Consider the following 16,346-nt stretch of genomic DNA (forward strand, 5'->3'; position numbering starts at 1 on the left):
AAGCTAAGACTGATTGCGCCGATGGTACTGCAAGGGGGACCTTGTGGGAGAGTAGGACACCGCCGGACACCTTTTACAGAAAGGGTCGTACAGTGAGAGCCAATGCTGGCTCACATTGTGCGGCCCTTTCGCTTTTTATAGACATTTCAACAGCGCTGATTTTCGGAGGCACCCCATGAATGAACGACCCGATCGGAACGATTCCTCGGATCGTGCCCCCCGGAATCAACGCGATGGTGGTCGCCGCGATGCCGGCGATCGTCGCCCGCAGCGCGATGGCGACCGTCAGCGTCCGCAATACGGCGATCGTGATGATCGTGCCCCGCGTCGTGACTTCGGCGATCGTGGCGATCGTCGTCCGCAGCGCGATGGTGATCGTCAGCGCCCGCAGTATGGGAACCGTGATGATCGTGGCTCGCAGCGGGATGGTGATCGTCAGCGTCCGCAATACGGCGATCGTGATGATCGTGCCCCGCGTCGTGACTTCGGCGATCGTGGCGATCGTCGTCCGCAGCGCGATGGTGATCGTCAGCGCCCGCAGTATGGGAACCGTGATGATCGTGGCTCGCAGCGGGATGGTGATCGTCAGCGTCCGCAGTACGGCAATCGCGATGATCGTGGCTCGCAGCGTCCGCAGTATGGCAACCGAGACGATCGCGGCCCGCGCCGGGATTTCGGTGATCGTGACGACCGCCGGCCCCAGCGTGATGATCGCGCCCCGCGCCGAGACTTTGGCGATCGTAGCGATCGTCGTCCGCAGCGCGATGGTGATAGTCAGCGTCCGCAGTATGGGAACCGCGATGATCGCGCCCCGCGTCGTGACTTCGGCGATCGTGGCGATCGTCGTCCGCAGCGTGATGGTGATCGCCAGCGTCCGCAGTACGGCAACCGTGATGATCGTGGCTCGCAGCGTCCCCAGTACGGCAACCGAGACGATCGGGGCCCGCGCCGGGATTTCGGCGATCGTGACGACCGCCGTCCCCAGCGCGATGATCGCGCCCCGCGCCGAGACTTTGGCGATCGTAGCGATCGTCGTCCGCAGCGCGATGGTGATCGTCAGCGTCCCCAGTACGGCAACCGTGATGATCGTGGCTCGCAGCGTCCCCAGTACGGCAACCGAGACGATCGGGGCTCGCGCCGGGATTTCGGTGATCGTGACGACCGCCGGCCTCAGCGCGATGATCGCGCTCCGCGCCGGGATTTCGGTGATCGCGACGACCGCCGGCCTCAGCGCGATGATCGCGCTCCGCGGCGAGACTTCAGCAATCGTGACGATCGCGGGCCGCGACGTGACGACCGGGGCGATCGCGCTCCGCGCCGAGAGTTCGGCGACCGAGACGAGCGTCGCCCGCAGCGCGACGCTGCCCCGGGGTATGGCCGCGGTGGTACGCGTGGCGCCGGGCGCAGCGACCGGGGTGGTCGCGAGCGCACGTTCACAGAGGCGGAGCGCCTGCAGCACGAGCTCCGTCCCGTCCGCTCCGATCACCGCGACCCGGTGCTTCCGGACGAGGTCGAACCGAAGGACCTCCATCCCTCGGCGCGCAACGAACTGAAGACACTGCAGGCGGATGTGCAGGAACGCGTTGCCCGGCACTTGGCGATGGTTGCCTTCCTCATCGACGACGATCCCGAGCTCGCGCATCAGCACGCGCTCTCGGCGAACCGTCGTGCAGGGCGCATTCCAGTCGCTCGGGAGACCCTCGCGATCACCGCGTATCGCACGGGCGACTTCGCGCTCGCGCTGCGGGAACTGCGCACCCATCGTCGTTTGAGCGGGCTCGACGGGCACGTGTCGCTCATGGTCGACTGCGAGCGCGGTCTGGGCCGCCCCGATAAGGCGATCGAGACGGGGCTCGAGATCGACGCATCGCGACTCGACACCGAGCAGCGCGTGCACCTCGCCATCGCGATGTCGGGAGCGCGGCTCGATCTGGGTCAGACGCAGCAGGCGCTGTTCGAACTCGAGATCCCCGAGTTGAACCCGTCGAAGGCGTTCTCGTGGAGCCCCGGCCTCTTCGCCGCCTACTCGGCGGTGCTCGAGGATCTCGGCCGGTCTGCAGAGGCGACAAAGTGGCTGGGTCACGCAGAGCACGCAGCGCGTGCCCTGCAAGCACACCATGGGTCGCTCGACGAGCTCGAGGTGTTCGAGGTTTACGAGGACGAGGTTGAGGACGACCGGGTCGCCGAGATCGAGGACGAGGCGGCAGCAGAAGCGATCGGCGAGTTCCAGTCCGTGGATCCTACAGCGGTTGAGATTGATCCTTCCGAGGAAACAGAAGCAGCTGCGGCGGTCGAGCGGACTGAGGTTGAGTCGGCATTCGCTCCAGCAGAGCAACCTGAGCCCGAGGCGGATCAGGCCGAGGAGGATCAGCCCGTGGCGGATCAGGCCGAGGCTGAGCAGCCGGAGCTCGCAGGAGACGAATCACACCTGTACGACGAAGAGATGTCGATCGAGGACGAGGTCGACGAGCTGCTCGCAGCGGCGGGGATCGTCGACACGAGCGCAGACAACGGCGAGAAGCCCGATGCGGCGGCGGAGGAGCGCGACTGATGGGACTGTTCGGCAAACGTGCGACTGCGCTCGGCGCAGCCCCGATCGAGGGCCGTGAGCTGCTGCTCGCGGATCTCGACGGGGTGATCTATCGAGGACCCCACGCGATCCCGCACGCGGTCGAACAGCTCAATCGCGCAGCGGAGGCGGTGCGAATCGGCTACGTGACGAACAACGCGTCACGCACCGATGCGTCGGTTGCGTCCCACCTGCGCGAACTCGGCCTGCAGGCCGAGTCCTCAGAGATCGTGACCTCGCCGCAGGCTGCGGTCTCGCTGCTGCAGCAGACAGTGGCCCCGGGCTCGCGGGTGCTGGTCGTCGGCGGCGACGGCCTGGTCGACGAACTCGGCAAGGCGGGGTTCCAGGTCACTCGGAGCGCTGACGACAACCCCGCCGCAGTGGTGCAGGGATTCGCTCCGGAGGTCGGATGGGAGCACCTGGCAGAAGCCGCATTTGCGCTCGCGGACGAGCCGGGGCGCGAACCACTGCCGTGGATTGCCACCAACACCGACTGGACCATCCCCGTCGCTCGCGGGTTGGCCCCGGGCAACGGAACGCTCGTCTCCGCGGTGCACACCGCGGTGCAGCGGCTCCCCGTGTTCGCAGGCAAGCCGGAGACGCCGATCTTCGAAGCCGCATTCGAGCGCTTCGGTACGCGCAACGCGCTCATGATCGGCGATCGCCTCGACACTGACATCAAGGGCGCGATCGCAGCGGGTATTCCGTCGCTGCACGTGCTGACCGGCGTCGACCGCCCGAAGCAGCTGGTCGCGGCCTCGCAAGACATGCGCCCCGACTTCATCGTGGCGTCGCTCGCCGAACTCCACGAACCGTACCCCACCACGGAACGCCTGAAAGACGGCACGATGCAGGTCGGCACGGCGAAGGTGCGCATGGATGGGCATGTCGCCTCGGTTGTCGCGGAGGGCGACGTGCCGATCAACTTGCTGCGTGCGGCGTGCGCGGCGATCTGGGCGTCTGGGCTCGCGATCTACGGACTCAAGGTGCCCGAGATTCTGTACGAGGATCACTGGCGCTGACCCGGCGCCGCCGTGTCCGGGGTCGTCGCTAGTCTGGACGTATGAGCGAAACCGAGAACCGCGAGGAGCAAGCGGGCCGGAACGCCGGGGCCGGTGCTGGTGTGGGCGACCCCTCACCGACTGCTGCTGTGCTCGGTACCGGGGCTTCTGACATCGAGGACGGGCTGCTGAGCCGCATCGAACTCATCGAATCGCAGCCGCTCTCGCACCGAGCGCAGGGTTTCGAGCAAGTGCATGACGAATTGCTGGCCGAGTTGCAACGGGGCGATCATGGCGGCGCCTGAGGCTCCTGAGGCCCCTGATGAGCCTGAGACGGGTATGCCCGAGACGCAAGATGCGCCTGAGGTTCCCGAGGCCCCTGGGTTGTCGACGACGCGCACGTCAGCGCGCTCCGAGCAGCAGGCGACGTGGGATGGAGACGCGGAACGCATCGACCGGGTGCTGCCGCAGCTCGGTCTCGCACGCTCACGGAGCCGGGCGACCGAACTCATCGGTGCGGGTCAGGTGACCATCAACGGCGCTCTCGCGGCGAAGCCGGGCGTGAAGGTCGGCGCGGGCGAGCTCGTAACGGTCTCAGGCGGCGACCACTACGTCGGCCGTGCAGCTCACAAGCTCGTGGCGGCGCTCGAAGCCTTCGACATCGATGCGACCGAGCGCGTCGCTCTCGACCTGGGCGCCTCGACCGGAGGCTTCACGCAAGTGCTCCTCGAACGGGGCGCGCGTACGGTGCTGGCCATCGATGTCGGGCACGACCAGCTCGCGCCGCAGTTGCGCGGCGATCCCCGCATACGTCTGGTCGAGGGGCGCAATGCGCGGGAACTGACGCCCGCGAACCTCGCGGCCGATACCGGGGTGGTCGAGCCCCCGACGCTGGTCGTGGCCGACTTGTCGTTCATCTCGCTCCGCCTGGTGCTCCCCGCGATGTCGGCGTGCGCGGCCGCAGATGCCGAACTCGTGCTGCTGATCAAGCCGCAGTTCGAAGTCGGGCGCGTCAAAGACGGCGTGGTGACGTCACCGGCCCAGTGGGGCGATGCGATTCGAACGGTGCTGCGATCCGCTGACGAGCACGGGTTCGCGCTGCGCGATCTCGCGTCGTCACCCGTCATCGGTGCACGCGGGAATCGTGAATTCCTCGGTCATTTCGTGCGCGGCCGAGAATCGCTTCCGACAGAATGGGAGTCGCGCATCGTCGAGCTCACGGGGGCTCGCGAGGCGCGTCTGAACAGCGACCATGCACGAGCGGACGAAGGGCGATGAGCATGCAGCTCGACGAACCACGGCGGATCCTGATCGTGTCGCACACGCACCGCGACGAAGCCGTCGCAGCCACGGTGGAGGCGGTGACGGCACTGCTCGCGGCTGATGTCGTTCCCGTGCTCGATGCGCAGGATCGCGACGACTTCTCCCCGCACCTCGAGGTCGAGCGGATCGCCCGGTTGGGCGACGACGTCGCGGTTGCCGAACTCGAGGCCGCGATCGTGCTCGGCGGCGACGGCACGATTCTGCGCGCCGCCGAATTGCTGCGTGGCTCCGAGTGCCCGATCGTCGGCGTCAATCTCGGGCACGTCGGCTTCCTCGCCGAAATGGAGAGCTTCGACCTGACGACCACCATCGACCGCGTGCTGCGACGCGACTACACGGTCGAGGAGCGCCTCACCGTCGATGTGCGAGCCAGCCTCGATGGCCACCTGATTGCCGATACCTGGGCACTGAACGAGGCGAGCGTCGAGAAGCAGCGCCGCATGCTCGAGGTCGAGATCGGCGTCGACGGCCGGCCGATCTCGACGTTCGCGTGCGACGGCGTGGTACTCGCGACCCCCACCGGTTCGACCGCCTACGCCTTCTCCGCTGGTGGCCCCATCGTCTGGCCGAGCGTGCAGGCCATGCTCATCGTGCCGATCGCCGCGCACGCGCTGTTCGACCGCCCGCTCGTTACCGGAACCGACTCGGAGCTGCGAGTGCGCATTCTGCCCGAGAACATCGGACCGGGCGTGCTGTGGTGCGACGGGCGACGGCGCACCGAGCTGCCCGCCGGCTCCATCGTCACGGTCAGCCGCTCGGCTGAGTCGGTGAAGCTCGCGCGGCTGAACGCGGGCGTGTTCTCGGATCGGCTGGTGCGCAAGTTCCACCTGCCCACGTCCGGGTGGCGCGGCAGTCGACGCGGAGGTGAGGTCGCATGATCGAAGAGCTCAGGATCAGGGATCTGGGCGTCATCGTCGACTCGACGGTGCCGCTGGGTCCAGGGTTCACCGCCATCACCGGCGAGACCGGCGCGGGCAAGACCATGGTCGTCAGCGCTCTCGGGCTGCTGATGGGCGAGCGCAGCGACGCCGGAGCGGTGCGCGCGGGAGCAGCGCAGGCCCGGGTGCACGGCATCGTGCGCACGACCGACCCGGCCGTCGACGAGATCGTCGACGAGTTGGGCGGTGCGATCGAAGACGGCGAACTGGTGCTCAGCCGCACGGTGAGCGCCGAGGGCCGAAGCCGGGCCGGCGTTGGTGGCGCGAGCGCCCCGGTGGGCAGCCTCGGTCGACTCGCCGATCGTCTCTTCGCCGTGCACGGGCAATCGGAGCAGCTGCGCCTCAAGTCTGCCGCAGCGCAGCGCGAGACGCTCGATCGCTTCGGGGGAGAAGCGCTCTCGGCGACGCTCGCGGAGTACCGGGAGTCCCACAAGCAACGTCAGATCCTGAGCGCGCGCGTTGCAGAGCTGACGGACGCGCGCGATGAGCGGGCCGCGGAGGCGACGCGATTGCGCTCCGAGCTCGAAGAGATCTCGGCTGTCGATCCGCAGATCGGCGAGGAGACCGAGCTCGCCGGTCGCATCGAACTGCTGAGCAATGTGGAAGCGCTGCGCTCTGCGACATCTATGGCGCACGAAGCACTGGCGAGCGAATCCGACGAACCGCTCGCGCGGGATGCCGGTGGTCTGGTCGATGATGCGGTGCGCGAGCTCGAGCGGGTCGCCGAATTCGACTCTCGCCTCGCGGCCGTGCTCGAGACGCTGCGAGGAGTCAGCTTCCAGATTGCGGACGCGGCAACGGAACTCGCCGCTTACGCGGGTGACCTCGACGAGGAGGGTCCGGGTGAACTCGCGCGGGCGAACGATCGGCTCGCGGCGCTGAACGGCCTGTTTCGCCTCTACGGCCCGGATAGCGCCGCCGTCATCGCCACGGGAGAAGCCGCAGCAGAGCGACTTGCAGAACTCGACGGAGACGGTGGACTGGTCGATGAGCTGACGCAGCTCCTCGAGGTCGAGACGGAGCGCGAACGCGAGCTCGCCGCCCGCCTGACGGATCAGCGAACGACCGCGGCGGTGAGACTTTCGGAGCTCGTGACCGCAGAGCTGCGCCAGTTGGCGCTGCCCGATGCCGAATTCGTGGTCGAAGTGTCGCATGCGACTTCACTCGGGTCGTCGGGCGGCGACGAGGTGCAGCTGCTGCTGAGCCCGCACCCGGGCTCAGCGCCGCGACCCGTCGCGAAGACGGCTTCGGGCGGTGAGCTATCGCGCGTCATGCTCGCTCTCGAGGTCGTCGTCGCTGCGGTCGACCCGGTGCCGACGTTTGTGTTCGACGAAGTGGATGCCGGCGTCGGGGGTGCTGCAGCGATCGAGATCGGTCGTCGCCTGGCGCGGCTCTCGCGCACCTCGCAGGTCATCGTGGTCACCCACCTCGCGCAGGTGGCGGCGTTTGCCTCGAATCATCTGCAGGTCGTGAAGGACTCGGCGGGCGGCTTCACGGAGAGCAGTCTTTGTCGTCTCGACGGCGACGCGAGGCTCGCCGAGATGGCGCGCCTGCTCTCGGGGCTGAGCGACTCGGGCAGCGCGCTCGAGCACGCCGCCGAACTCCTGGCGCTGCGCGAATCGGCATGAGCCCGGGCGGAGCCGCGCGAAGCGCTGCGTTGTCCGCGGTCACTGCTACGCTCCCCACATGATGAAGTTGTTCGGGCGCGCTCCGCGGGCGGGAAAGCCGGATATCAGCGACGATGCGGCGACGAAGGCCGCCTATCTGGATTCGCATCCAGACGTAAAGCACGCCGACATGGAGCAGATGGACTCGGACACGCGTGAGATGTACCGAGACGCACGGGAAGCGGCCGTCGACGCCCGCGAGGAACGCGCGAAGGCGCCCACGCGGGAGTTCGTGATCCGGGGTCCGTTCCAGCTCGGCTTCACCATCACGCTCGGAGTGCTCGTCGCCCTGCTGTTCGGCGGGATGATCGAGCAGGTCACCACGATCCTGATGTACGTGGCATCCGCGCTGTTCATCGCGCTCAGCCTCGATCCGGTCGTGCGTGCGCTGTACCGAAGAGGGGTGAAGCGCCCCATCGGCATCGCCATCGTGTTCAGCGGGTTCGTGCTGTTCATCGCCGGCCTGCTCGCGATCATCATCCCGATGATCGCGAGCCAGATCACGCAACTCGTGCGCAGCGCCCCCTGGCTCATTCGCGATGTCATGCGACAGCCGTGGTTCCTCGATCTCAACGAGCGGTTTGGCGAGTTCATCGACTTCGACCAGCTGCTGGCGATCGGCCAGGACTTCGTCAGCAATCCCGAGAACTGGGCTCAGGTCGCCGGCGGGGTGTGGCAGGCCGGCATCGGCATTGCCAACGGGCTCACAGCCGCGCTGATCGTGCTGATTCTCACCCTGTACTTCCTCGCCTCGCTGCAGTCGATGAAGCGAGCCTTCTACTCGCTCGTGCCGCGGTCGGGTCGCGCGAAGGTCATGGACATCACCGAGCAGGTGACGAAGTCCGTCGGTGGCTACGTCAACGGCATGGTCATTCTCGCGTTCATCAACGCGGTGCTCGGGTTCGTGATGATGACGATCGTGGGCGTTCCCTTCGCCGGGCTGGTCGCGGTGGGCGTGTTCCTCCTGGCGCTCATCCCGCTCATCGGATCGGTTGTCGCGACGGTGCTCGTAACGATCGTCGCCCTGTTCGACGAGCCGACCACCGCCATCATCGCCGCGATCTACTACCTGATCTACATGCAGATCGAGTCGTACCTGCTGACGCCCCGCGTCATGAACCGCGTCGTCTCCGTACCCGGGGCGCTCGTGGTCATCGGGGCGCTCGCCGGCGGCACCCTGCTGGGTCTGTTGGGCGCACTGATCGCGATCCCCGTGACGGCTGCGGTATTGATGATCGTCAAGCAGGTGTGGGTGCCGCGACAGGAGATGCGGTAAGCCCGACGCCCACCCGACCGAGTTGAACTGATAGGATTGAAGCCCGTGGGAACAGAGCAGAGCGCGGACCAGGCCGGAATCACCAAACACATCTTCGTGACCGGGGGTGTCGTCTCCTCGTTGGGCAAGGGCCTCACCGCCGCGAGTCTCGGAAATCTCTTGACAGCGCGCGGGTTGCACGTCGTCATGCAGAAGCTCGATCCGTATTTGAATGTGGATCCGGGCACGATGAATCCCTTCCAGCACGGCGAGGTCTTCGTAACTGACGACGGCGCCGAGACGGACCTCGACATCGGCCACTACGAGCGGTTCCTCGGTATCAATCTTTCGCAAGCGGCGAACGTCACGACCGGCCAAATCTACTCGACTGTGATCGCCAAAGAGCGACGCGGCGAGTACCTGGGCGACACGGTGCAGGTGATCCCGCACATCACCAACGAGATCAAGCGACGCATGCGCCTGCAGGCGTCTGAAACGCCGCGACCCGACGTGATCATCACCGAGGTCGGCGGCACCGTCGGCGACATCGAGTCGCAGCCGTTCCTCGAAGCGGCGCGCCAGGTGCGCCACGAGCTCGGGCGCAAGAACGTCTTCTTCGTGCACGTCTCGCTCGTGCCGTTCATGGGTGCGTCGGGTGAGCAGAAGACGAAGCCGACCCAGCACTCGGTGGCCGCACTGCGCTCGATCGGCATTCAGCCTGACGCGCTGGTGCTCCGCAGCGACCGCCCCGTCACCGACGACAATCTGCGCAAGATCGCGCTGATGTGCGACGTCGACGAAGAAGCGGTGGTGAACGCGATCGATGTGCCGAGCATCTATGATCTGCCGCAGCTGCTCAACGACCAGAGCCTCGACAGCATCATTGTTGAGAACCTCGGTCTCTCGGATCGCTCGAACGACGTCGACTGGGCCGGCTGGCAGCCGGTGCTCGACGCAGTGCACCACCCGAAGGGCGAGGTCACGCTCGCGCTCGTCGGCAAGTACATCGATCTTCCCGACGCCTACCTCTCGGTCACCGAGGCGCTGCGAGCCGGCGGGTTCGCGCACTCGACCAAGGTCAACATCCGGTGGGTGCCCTCCGACAGCTGCCAGACGCCCGAGGGTGCCCTCGAGGCGCTCGGCGATGTCGACGGCATCTGCGTGCCCGGCGGCTTCGGCATTCGCGGCATCGAGGGCAAGCTCGGCGCGCTGCGCTTCGCCCGCGAGAACCACATCCCGACTCTCGGCCTGTGCCTCGGCCTGCAGTGCATGGTGATCGAATACGCCCGCAACGTCACCGGGCTCGAGGGCGCATCGTCCACGGAATTCGACCCGGAGACCCCGGTTCCGGTCATCGCGACGATGGCCGAGCAGGTCGACATCATCGACGGCGGCGACCTCGGCGGCACGATGCGTCTCGGCCTCTACGAGGCGGCCCTCGCCGAGGGCTCACTGGCCGCGTCGCTGTACGGTGCTCCGACCGCCACCGAGCGCCATCGCCATCGCTACGAGGTCAGCAACCGGTACCGCGACGAGATCGGCGCATCCGGTCTCTCGTTCTCCGGGACGAGCCCGGACGGTGCGCTCGTCGAATACGTCGAGCTGCCAACCGACGTGCACCCGTACTACATCGCCACGCAGGCGCACCCCGAGCTGCGCTCCCGCCCGGGGACGCCCCACCCGCTGTTCGCCGGGCTCGTCGAAGCGGCGATCCATCGCCGGGACGCCGCGCAGCTCTTCGAGGTCGACAACGGTGAGTGATTCCGTCGGTGCGCCCACGAGTCACGGAGGCGAGTCGATCGGCTCCGCGGCCGGCGGGCGCGCCGACGCATTCGGCTCTCTCGCGGATGAACGCGCCGACGATGTGCACGTGGGCGAGAGCACAGTGCTCGCCCACGGCGCCGTGTGGGACATGCGGCGCGACCGTTTCGCGTTCGCCGGCTCTGAGCTGACTCGCGAGTATCTCGACCACACGGGCGCGGTCTCGGTGCTGGCGCTGGACGACGAGGATCGCGTGCTCCTCGTCAAGCAGTATCGGCATTCGACCGGGCACCGTCTGTGGGAGATCCCGGCAGGGCTCATGGACGTTCCCGGAGAATCGGGCCTGGTCGGTGCGCAGCGCGAACTCGCAGAAGAGGTGGACCTGCAGGCCGAGCACTGGCACCTTCTGCTCGACCTGTTCCTGGCGCCGGGCAGCTCTACGGAATCGATGCGCGTCTTCTTGGCGCGGGGGTTCTCGCCCGTGACGCACGACTACGTGCGCTCCGAAGAAGAAGCCGAACTGCAGCCCGTCTGGGTACCGCTCGACGTCGTAGTCGACGCCGTACTCGACGGCCGCGTGCAGAACACGGTGACCGCGAACGCCGTTCTCGCCGCGGCCGCCGCTCGAGCGCGCGGTTGGCAGACGCTGCGCGATCCCGAGCTGCCCTGGACCGGACGCGACGCCGTGCGGGGAGAGCGCTCGCGCTGATGCCCCTCAGTGTGGAACAGGGGGCAGCGCGGTACCTGCGACACGTCGCCCTCGAACTCGGGCTCTCGGCGAACAGCCAGGCCGCCTACCGACGAGACCTCACGGCCTATGCCGCTTGGCTCGCTCAGCGGGGCCTGGCCGACCTCGGCAGCGTCACTCCCGACACACTCTCCGAGTACGTCGCCGATCTCGCGAGCCCGCGCGCCACGCCCGACGGAGACACGAGACCACCGCTCGCGGCCGCCTCGATCACGAGACGCCTCTCGACGGTGCGCGGCATGCACCGGTTTCTGTTCGAAGAGGGCCTGCTCGAAGCGCACGCGGGGAGCGGAGTGCGCACACCGAAACGCACGCAACGCCTGCCGAAGGCACTGCCGATCGAAGACGTCGAGGCGCTGCTGCGTGCCGCCGGCGGCGATGACAGCGCCGGAGACGACCCCGTCGGGCTGCGCGACCGCGCCCTGCTCGAACTGCTGTACGCGAGCGGAGCCCGCATCAGCGAGATCACGGCGCTCGACGTCGACGATCTGCTGGCGGCACCGGGCCGCGCCGATGCCGCCGGCGACCCCGAGGCGGCTCTGGGCGAGGGGGGCTTCGTGCATGTCACGGGCAAGGGATCGAAGCAGAGGATCGTGCCCTACGGCAGTTACGCCGGTCGAGCGCTCGCTGCGTACCTGGTGCGCGCACGGCCCGGGATGGCGGCCCGAGGCGCGGGAACACCGGCGCTGTTCCTAGGGCCGCGGGGGGCTCGGCTGTCGCGCCAGAGCGCGTGGCTCGTGATCAAGGCCGCCGCCGAACGCGCAGAGCTGACCCATGAGGTCTCGCCGCACACGCTGCGGCACTCGTTCGCCACGCACCTGCTCGCCGGGGGCGCCGACGTGCGCACCGTGCAAGAGCTGCTCGGGCACGCCTCGGTGACGACCACGCAGATCTACACGCAGGTCACCGCGGACACGCTGCGTGAGCACTACCTGCTGGCGCACCCGCGCGCGAAGTAAGCGCCCTCGCGGGTGAACGGCAGGTGGCCGGAAGGGAAAGCTTCGGTGCTCTCGGCCGAAATCTCGGCATTCCCGTAACGCGTTCGGCCCCGCAGGTGACATATTCGAAGCAGACCGTCCGCGTTGCCCGAGCATCGGCACCCCGCGGCCCCGATGCGAACAGCGAAGTAGATACCGTCTCTTGAATGCCACGCCGAGCGAGGACCCGCAGGTTCCGCTGACCCGCGCGACTCGCGCGGCCCCCGAACGCACGCTCATCGACATCCTCCGCGCCAGCGCCGCGGCCCACCCCGAGGCCTCCGCGATCGACGCGGGTGGTGAGGCGCTCAGCTACCGCGAACTCATCACCGCGGTCGAGGGCGGGGCCGCCGAGCTGCGCGCATCGGGTGTGCGCCGGGGGGACCGCGTCGGGGTGCGCATCGACTCGGGATCGCAGGAGCTGTATATCGCGATCCTCGCCATCATGCTGGCCGGTGCGGCCTACGTGCCCGTTGACGCCGATGACACCGACGAGCGGGCCCGACTGGTGTTCGGCGAGGCCCGGGTCGTCGGAATCGTGGGCAACGACGGATTCGTGGCGCGCGCTGATGCTGCGAACGGCGCGGATGTCGAGGAGCGCCCGGACGCCGCGGGGCCGGTCGACCAGCGCTTCGCCGATCCCGCACCCGATGACGATGCATGGATCATCTTCACCTCGGGCTCGACGGGGGTGCCGAAGGGCGTTGCCGTCACCCACCGCTCGGCTGCCGCGTTCGTCGACGCCGAGGCGCGCATGTTTCTGCAGCAGGATCCCCTCGCACCGGGCGACCGCGTGCTCGCTGGCCTCTCGGTCGCCTTCGACGCCTCGTGCGAGGAAATGTGGCTCGCCTGGCGGCACGGGGCCTGCCTGGTGCCCGCGCCCCGAGCCATCGTGCGGGCCGGGGAAGACCTGGCCCAGTGGCTCGTGCGCCAGAGCATCAGCGTGATCTCCACCGTGCCGACGCTCGCCGCGATGTGGCCTCGCGAGGCGATCGAGCACGTGCGACTGCTGATCTTCGGCGGCGAGGCGTGCCCGCCCGAACTCGCGGCCAGGCTCGTGGAGGCCGGGCGCGAGGTGTGGAACACCTACGGCCCCACCGAGGCCACCGTCGTCGCCTGCGGGTGCCCGCTCGACGGCGTCTCGCCGATCAGCATCGGGCTGCCGCTCGACGGGTGGGACCTGGCAGTGGTCGACGCCGCAGGGCGCCGCGTCGCGCCGGGGGAGTCTGGCGAACTCATCATCGGGGGCGTCGGCCTCGCCCGGTACCTCGATCCCGCCAAGGACGCTGAGAAGTATGCGCCGATGCCCGAACTGGGCTGGGAGCGGGCGTACCGATCGGGCGACCTGGTGCGCTACGAGCCGACCGGGCTCATATTTCTGGGTCGCGCCGATGATCAGGTCAAGGTCGGCGGCCGCCGCATCGAGCTCGGCGAGGTCGAGAACGCCCTGCAGGAGCTGCCCGGTGTCACCGCGGCTGCTGCAGCGGTGCGCGCGAGCGAGGCCGGCGTGCCGGTGCTCGTCGGCTACCTCGTGGTGGAGGGCGACGAACCGCTCGACCGCGCGCTCGCCCGCGAGCACCTCTCGGAGCGCCTCGCCGCCGGGGTGATGCCGCTGCTCGCGGTCGTCGAGTCGCTGCCGATGCGCACCTCGGGCAAGGTCGATCGGGCCGCGCTGCCCTGGCCGTTGCCCGGCGTGAACGCCCCGGCCGCCACGGGCCTGACCGAGAGCGAGCAGTGGCTCGCGGCGCAGTGGCAGGCCGTGCTCGGCGTGCCGGTTCCCGGGCGGACGGCAGACTTCTTCGATCTCGGCGGCGGCTCGCTCTCCGCCGCGCAGCTCGTCTCCCGCATCCGCGCCCGTGTGCCCGAGTTCACGGTGGCCGACATCTACGATGTGCCCCGACTCGCCGCGATGGCGAAAGCGATCTCGGCGGTCGCCGACGCCCTCGACGACGGCACATTCCACGAGCCAGCACCCACGCCGCGGCGCACGCAGTGGCTGCAGACCCTCGCGGGCGTGCCGCTCTTCATCGCGAGCGGTCTGCGTTGGCTCGTCTATCTGCTCGCGGCGGGCACCGCGCTCAACCTCACGACCGGTTTCGATGTGCTGCCGAGTGCGCCGGTCTGGGTCGTGCTGCTGGCGATCCTGGTGCTCGCGACGCCCTTCGGCAAGATGGCGATCGCCGCGCTGGTCGCCCGCGTGCTGCTCAGCGGCGTGCGGCCCGGCGACTACCCGCGCGGCGGCGGAGTGCACATGCGCCTGTGGCTCGCCGAGCAGTTCGCGCAGCAGATCGATGCCGTCGGGCTCGCCGGTGCGCCGTGGATCACCGTCTATGCGCGCGCCCTCGGTGCGAAGATCGCGAACGACGTGAGCCTGCACACGCTGCCCCCGATCACGGGCATGCTCGCCGTCGGTGCGCGCTCGGCGATCGAGCCCGAGGTCGATCTGACCGGTTACTGGATCGATGGCGACCGACTGCGCATCGGAGCGGTGAGGATCGGCAGCGACGTCACCGTGGGGGCGCGCAGCACGCTCGCGCCGGGCACGCGCATCGACGACGGGGCGGAGATCGCCCCCGGATCCGCCGTCTTCGGTCGCGTGAAGGCACGGCAGACCTGGGCAGGATCACCGGCCGTGCGCATCGGCGCGAGCCGCTCGGACGAGTGGCCGGAGGACCGACCCCAGCATCGACCCGTGTGGCGTCTGGCCTATGGCGGCTCTTCGGTGGTGCTCGCGCTGCTGCCCGTCTTCGCGTTCGCGGTGGGCGGTCTGCTGATTGCTGCGGGCCTGCGAGGCGCTGACACCCTGGGCGACGCCGTGGTCGCGGCCTTCGTATGGCTCGTGCCCGCGGCGCTGGTCACGGGAGCCGTGTACGCGGGCGCCGTGCTCCTCTTCGTGCGTCTGCTCGCGATCGGGCTCGTCGAGGGAACCTTCCCGGTGCACAGCCGCATCGGCTGGCAGAGCTGGAGCACCGAGCGGCTGCTCGATGCGGCACGCGGCTTCCTCTTCCCGATCTACTCGAGCCTCATCACCCCCGTGTGGTTGCGCCTGCTCGGCGCACGCGTCGGGCGCAACGTCGAAGCGTCGACCGTGCTGCTGATCCCCGCGATGACCCGCATCGACGACGGGGCCTTCCTCGCCGACGACACGATGGTCGCCTCGTATCAGCTGCATCGCGGGTGGATGCGGATCGGGCCGGTGCGGATCGGCAAGCGTGCGTTCCTCGGCAACTCGGGCATGGCCGGCCCGGGCCACCGTGTGCCCAAGGATTCGCTCGTCGCCGTGCTCTCGGTCGCGCCCAGCAAGGCGAAAGCCGGCTCCTCCTGGCTCGGGTCGCCGCCGGTGCGACTGCGACGCCTCGCCCAGGGCGGCGACGACAGTCGCACGTACCATCCCGGCGCCGGCCTCCGCGTCGCTCGCGCGCTCTGGGAGCTCGGGCGGATGGCCGCGGTCTTCGCCACGACCGCGCTCGGCGTCTCCGTCTTGTTCGCCTTCGCGTGGCTGTGGGCGACGATCGGTCCGGTCTGGACCGTGCTGCTCTCGGGCATCGTCATGCTCGCTGCCGGCGCGGTCGCCGCCGGGGTGACGACGGTGGCGAAATGGGTGATCGTCGGGCCGATTCGCGCGGGCGAGGCTCCGCTCTGGTCGAGCTTCGTGTGGCGCACCGAGGTGAGCGACACGTTCACCGAAATGCTCGCGGCCCCGTGGTTCGCGCGCGCGGCCGCCGGCACGCCGGCGCTCGCCGTCTGGCTGCGCTCGCTCGGCGCGAAGGTCGGCGCGGGCGTGTGGTGCGAGTCGTACTGGCTGCCAGAGCCCGATCTGGTGACATTGGGCGACGGATCCACCGTCAACCGGGGGTGCGTCGTGCAGACGCACCTGTTCCATGATCGAATCATGAGCATGGATACCGTCGAACTCGCAGCGGGGGCCACGCTCGGCCCGCACAGCGTCATTCTGCCCGCAGCCGTGATCGGCGCGCACGCGACCGTGGGCCCCGCGTCACTGGTGATGCGCGGCGAGAGTGTGCCCGTGGGTTCGCGCTGGAGCGGCAACCCCATCGGTCCGTGGCGCGCCCTCAAGCTGCGCGCGTATCAGACGACGAAGTAACC

General features: G+C 68.7%; 12 protein-coding genes. 11 read left to right on the forward strand and 1 reads right to left on the reverse strand.

The window, feature by feature from the left end:
* Nucleotides 1–73 precede the first annotated feature (73 nt).
* A complete protein-coding gene (locus tag AB0O71_RS13950) occupies nt 74–1,531 on the reverse strand; it encodes a hypothetical protein (RefSeq protein ID WP_363746287.1) in 1,458 nt (485 codons plus the stop codon).
* A gap of 39 nt (nt 1,532–1,570) precedes the next feature.
* Between AB0O71_RS13950 and AB0O71_RS13955 the strand changes: the two genes are divergently transcribed.
* From AB0O71_RS13955 to AB0O71_RS14005, 11 genes are all read left to right on the forward strand, one after another.
* A complete protein-coding gene (locus AB0O71_RS13955; protein ID WP_363746289.1) occupies nt 1,571–2,551 on the forward strand; it encodes a hypothetical protein in 981 nt (326 codons plus the stop codon).
* A complete protein-coding gene (locus AB0O71_RS13960; RefSeq protein WP_363746291.1) occupies nt 2,551–3,591 on the forward strand; it encodes an HAD-IIA family hydrolase in 1,041 nt (346 codons plus the stop codon). The genes AB0O71_RS13955 and AB0O71_RS13960 overlap by 1 nt, the downstream gene beginning before the upstream one ends.
* A 41-nt stretch (nt 3,592–3,632) precedes the next feature.
* Nucleotides 3,633–3,875 (forward strand): hypothetical protein, encoded by a 243-nt coding sequence (locus AB0O71_RS13965; RefSeq protein ID WP_363746293.1) that lies wholly within the window; start codon nt 3,633–3,635, stop codon nt 3,873–3,875.
* A complete protein-coding gene (locus AB0O71_RS13970) occupies nt 3,862–4,848 on the forward strand; it encodes a TlyA family RNA methyltransferase (protein ID WP_363746295.1) in 987 nt (328 codons plus the stop codon). The genes AB0O71_RS13965 and AB0O71_RS13970 overlap by 14 nt, the downstream gene beginning before the upstream one ends.
* The gene (locus AB0O71_RS13975) at nt 4,845–5,771 is read left to right on the forward strand and encodes an NAD kinase (protein WP_363746297.1); all 927 of its coding nucleotides are present in this window, start codon (nt 4,845–4,847) and stop codon (nt 5,769–5,771) included. The genes AB0O71_RS13970 and AB0O71_RS13975 overlap by 4 nt, the downstream gene beginning before the upstream one ends.
* On the forward strand, nt 5,768–7,459 hold the full coding sequence (gene recN / locus AB0O71_RS13980; protein ID WP_363746299.1) for a DNA repair protein RecN: 1,692 nt from the start codon (nt 5,768–5,770) through the stop codon (nt 7,457–7,459). Before AB0O71_RS13975 ends, recN begins: the two co-directional genes overlap by 4 nt.
* A 58-nt stretch (nt 7,460–7,517) precedes the next feature.
* Entirely contained in the window at nt 7,518–8,774 is a 1,257-nt protein-coding gene (locus tag AB0O71_RS13985; protein ID WP_363746301.1) for an AI-2E family transporter, read from the forward strand.
* A 45-nt stretch (nt 8,775–8,819) separates the two neighbouring features.
* Nucleotides 8,820–10,514 carry a CTP synthase gene (locus AB0O71_RS13990; RefSeq protein WP_363746303.1) on the forward strand — a complete coding sequence of 565 codons (1,695 nt, stop codon included), beginning with the start codon at nt 8,820–8,822 and terminating at the stop codon, nt 10,512–10,514.
* Nucleotides 10,507–11,223 (forward strand): NUDIX hydrolase, encoded by a 717-nt coding sequence (locus tag AB0O71_RS13995; RefSeq protein ID WP_363746305.1) that lies wholly within the window; start codon nt 10,507–10,509, stop codon nt 11,221–11,223. Before AB0O71_RS13990 ends, AB0O71_RS13995 begins: the two co-directional genes overlap by 8 nt.
* On the forward strand, nt 11,223–12,221 hold the full coding sequence (locus AB0O71_RS14000; RefSeq protein WP_363746307.1) for a site-specific tyrosine recombinase XerD: 999 nt from the start codon (nt 11,223–11,225) through the stop codon (nt 12,219–12,221). Before AB0O71_RS13995 ends, AB0O71_RS14000 begins: the two co-directional genes overlap by 1 nt.
* 181 nt (nt 12,222–12,402) lie before the next feature.
* The gene (locus AB0O71_RS14005; RefSeq protein ID WP_363746309.1) at nt 12,403–16,344 is read left to right on the forward strand and encodes a Pls/PosA family non-ribosomal peptide synthetase; all 3,942 of its coding nucleotides are present in this window, start codon (nt 12,403–12,405) and stop codon (nt 16,342–16,344) included.
* The last annotated feature ends 2 nt before the right edge of the window (nt 16,345–16,346 follow it).

Origin of the sequence: Leucobacter sp. NPDC077196 (assembly GCF_040687075.1) — a bacterium.
Taxonomy (GTDB): Bacteria; Actinomycetota; Actinomycetes; order Actinomycetales; family Microbacteriaceae; genus Leucobacter.

Bases quoted from the DNA above. Each gene is read 5' to 3' on its own strand.
- AB0O71_RS13950 (WP_363746287.1), bottom strand. From the start codon at position 1,531: ATGGAGGTCCTTCGGTTCGACCTCGTCCGGAAGCACCGGGTCGCGGTG.
- AB0O71_RS13960 (WP_363746291.1), top strand. From the start codon at position 2,551: ATGGGACTGTTCGGCAAACGTGCGACTGCGCTCGGCGCAGCCCCGATC.
- AB0O71_RS13965 (WP_363746293.1), top strand. From the start codon at position 3,633: ATGAGCGAAACCGAGAACCGCGAGGAGCAAGCGGGCCGGAACGCCGGG.
- AB0O71_RS13970 (WP_363746295.1), top strand. From the start codon at position 3,862: ATGGCGGCGCCTGAGGCTCCTGAGGCCCCTGATGAGCCTGAGACGGGT.
- AB0O71_RS13975 (WP_363746297.1), top strand. From the start codon at position 4,845: ATGAGCATGCAGCTCGACGAACCACGGCGGATCCTGATCGTGTCGCAC.
- recN (WP_363746299.1), top strand. From the start codon at position 5,768: ATGATCGAAGAGCTCAGGATCAGGGATCTGGGCGTCATCGTCGACTCG.
- AB0O71_RS13985 (WP_363746301.1), top strand. From the start codon at position 7,518: ATGATGAAGTTGTTCGGGCGCGCTCCGCGGGCGGGAAAGCCGGATATC.
- AB0O71_RS14000 (WP_363746307.1), top strand. From the start codon at position 11,223: ATGCCCCTCAGTGTGGAACAGGGGGCAGCGCGGTACCTGCGACACGTC.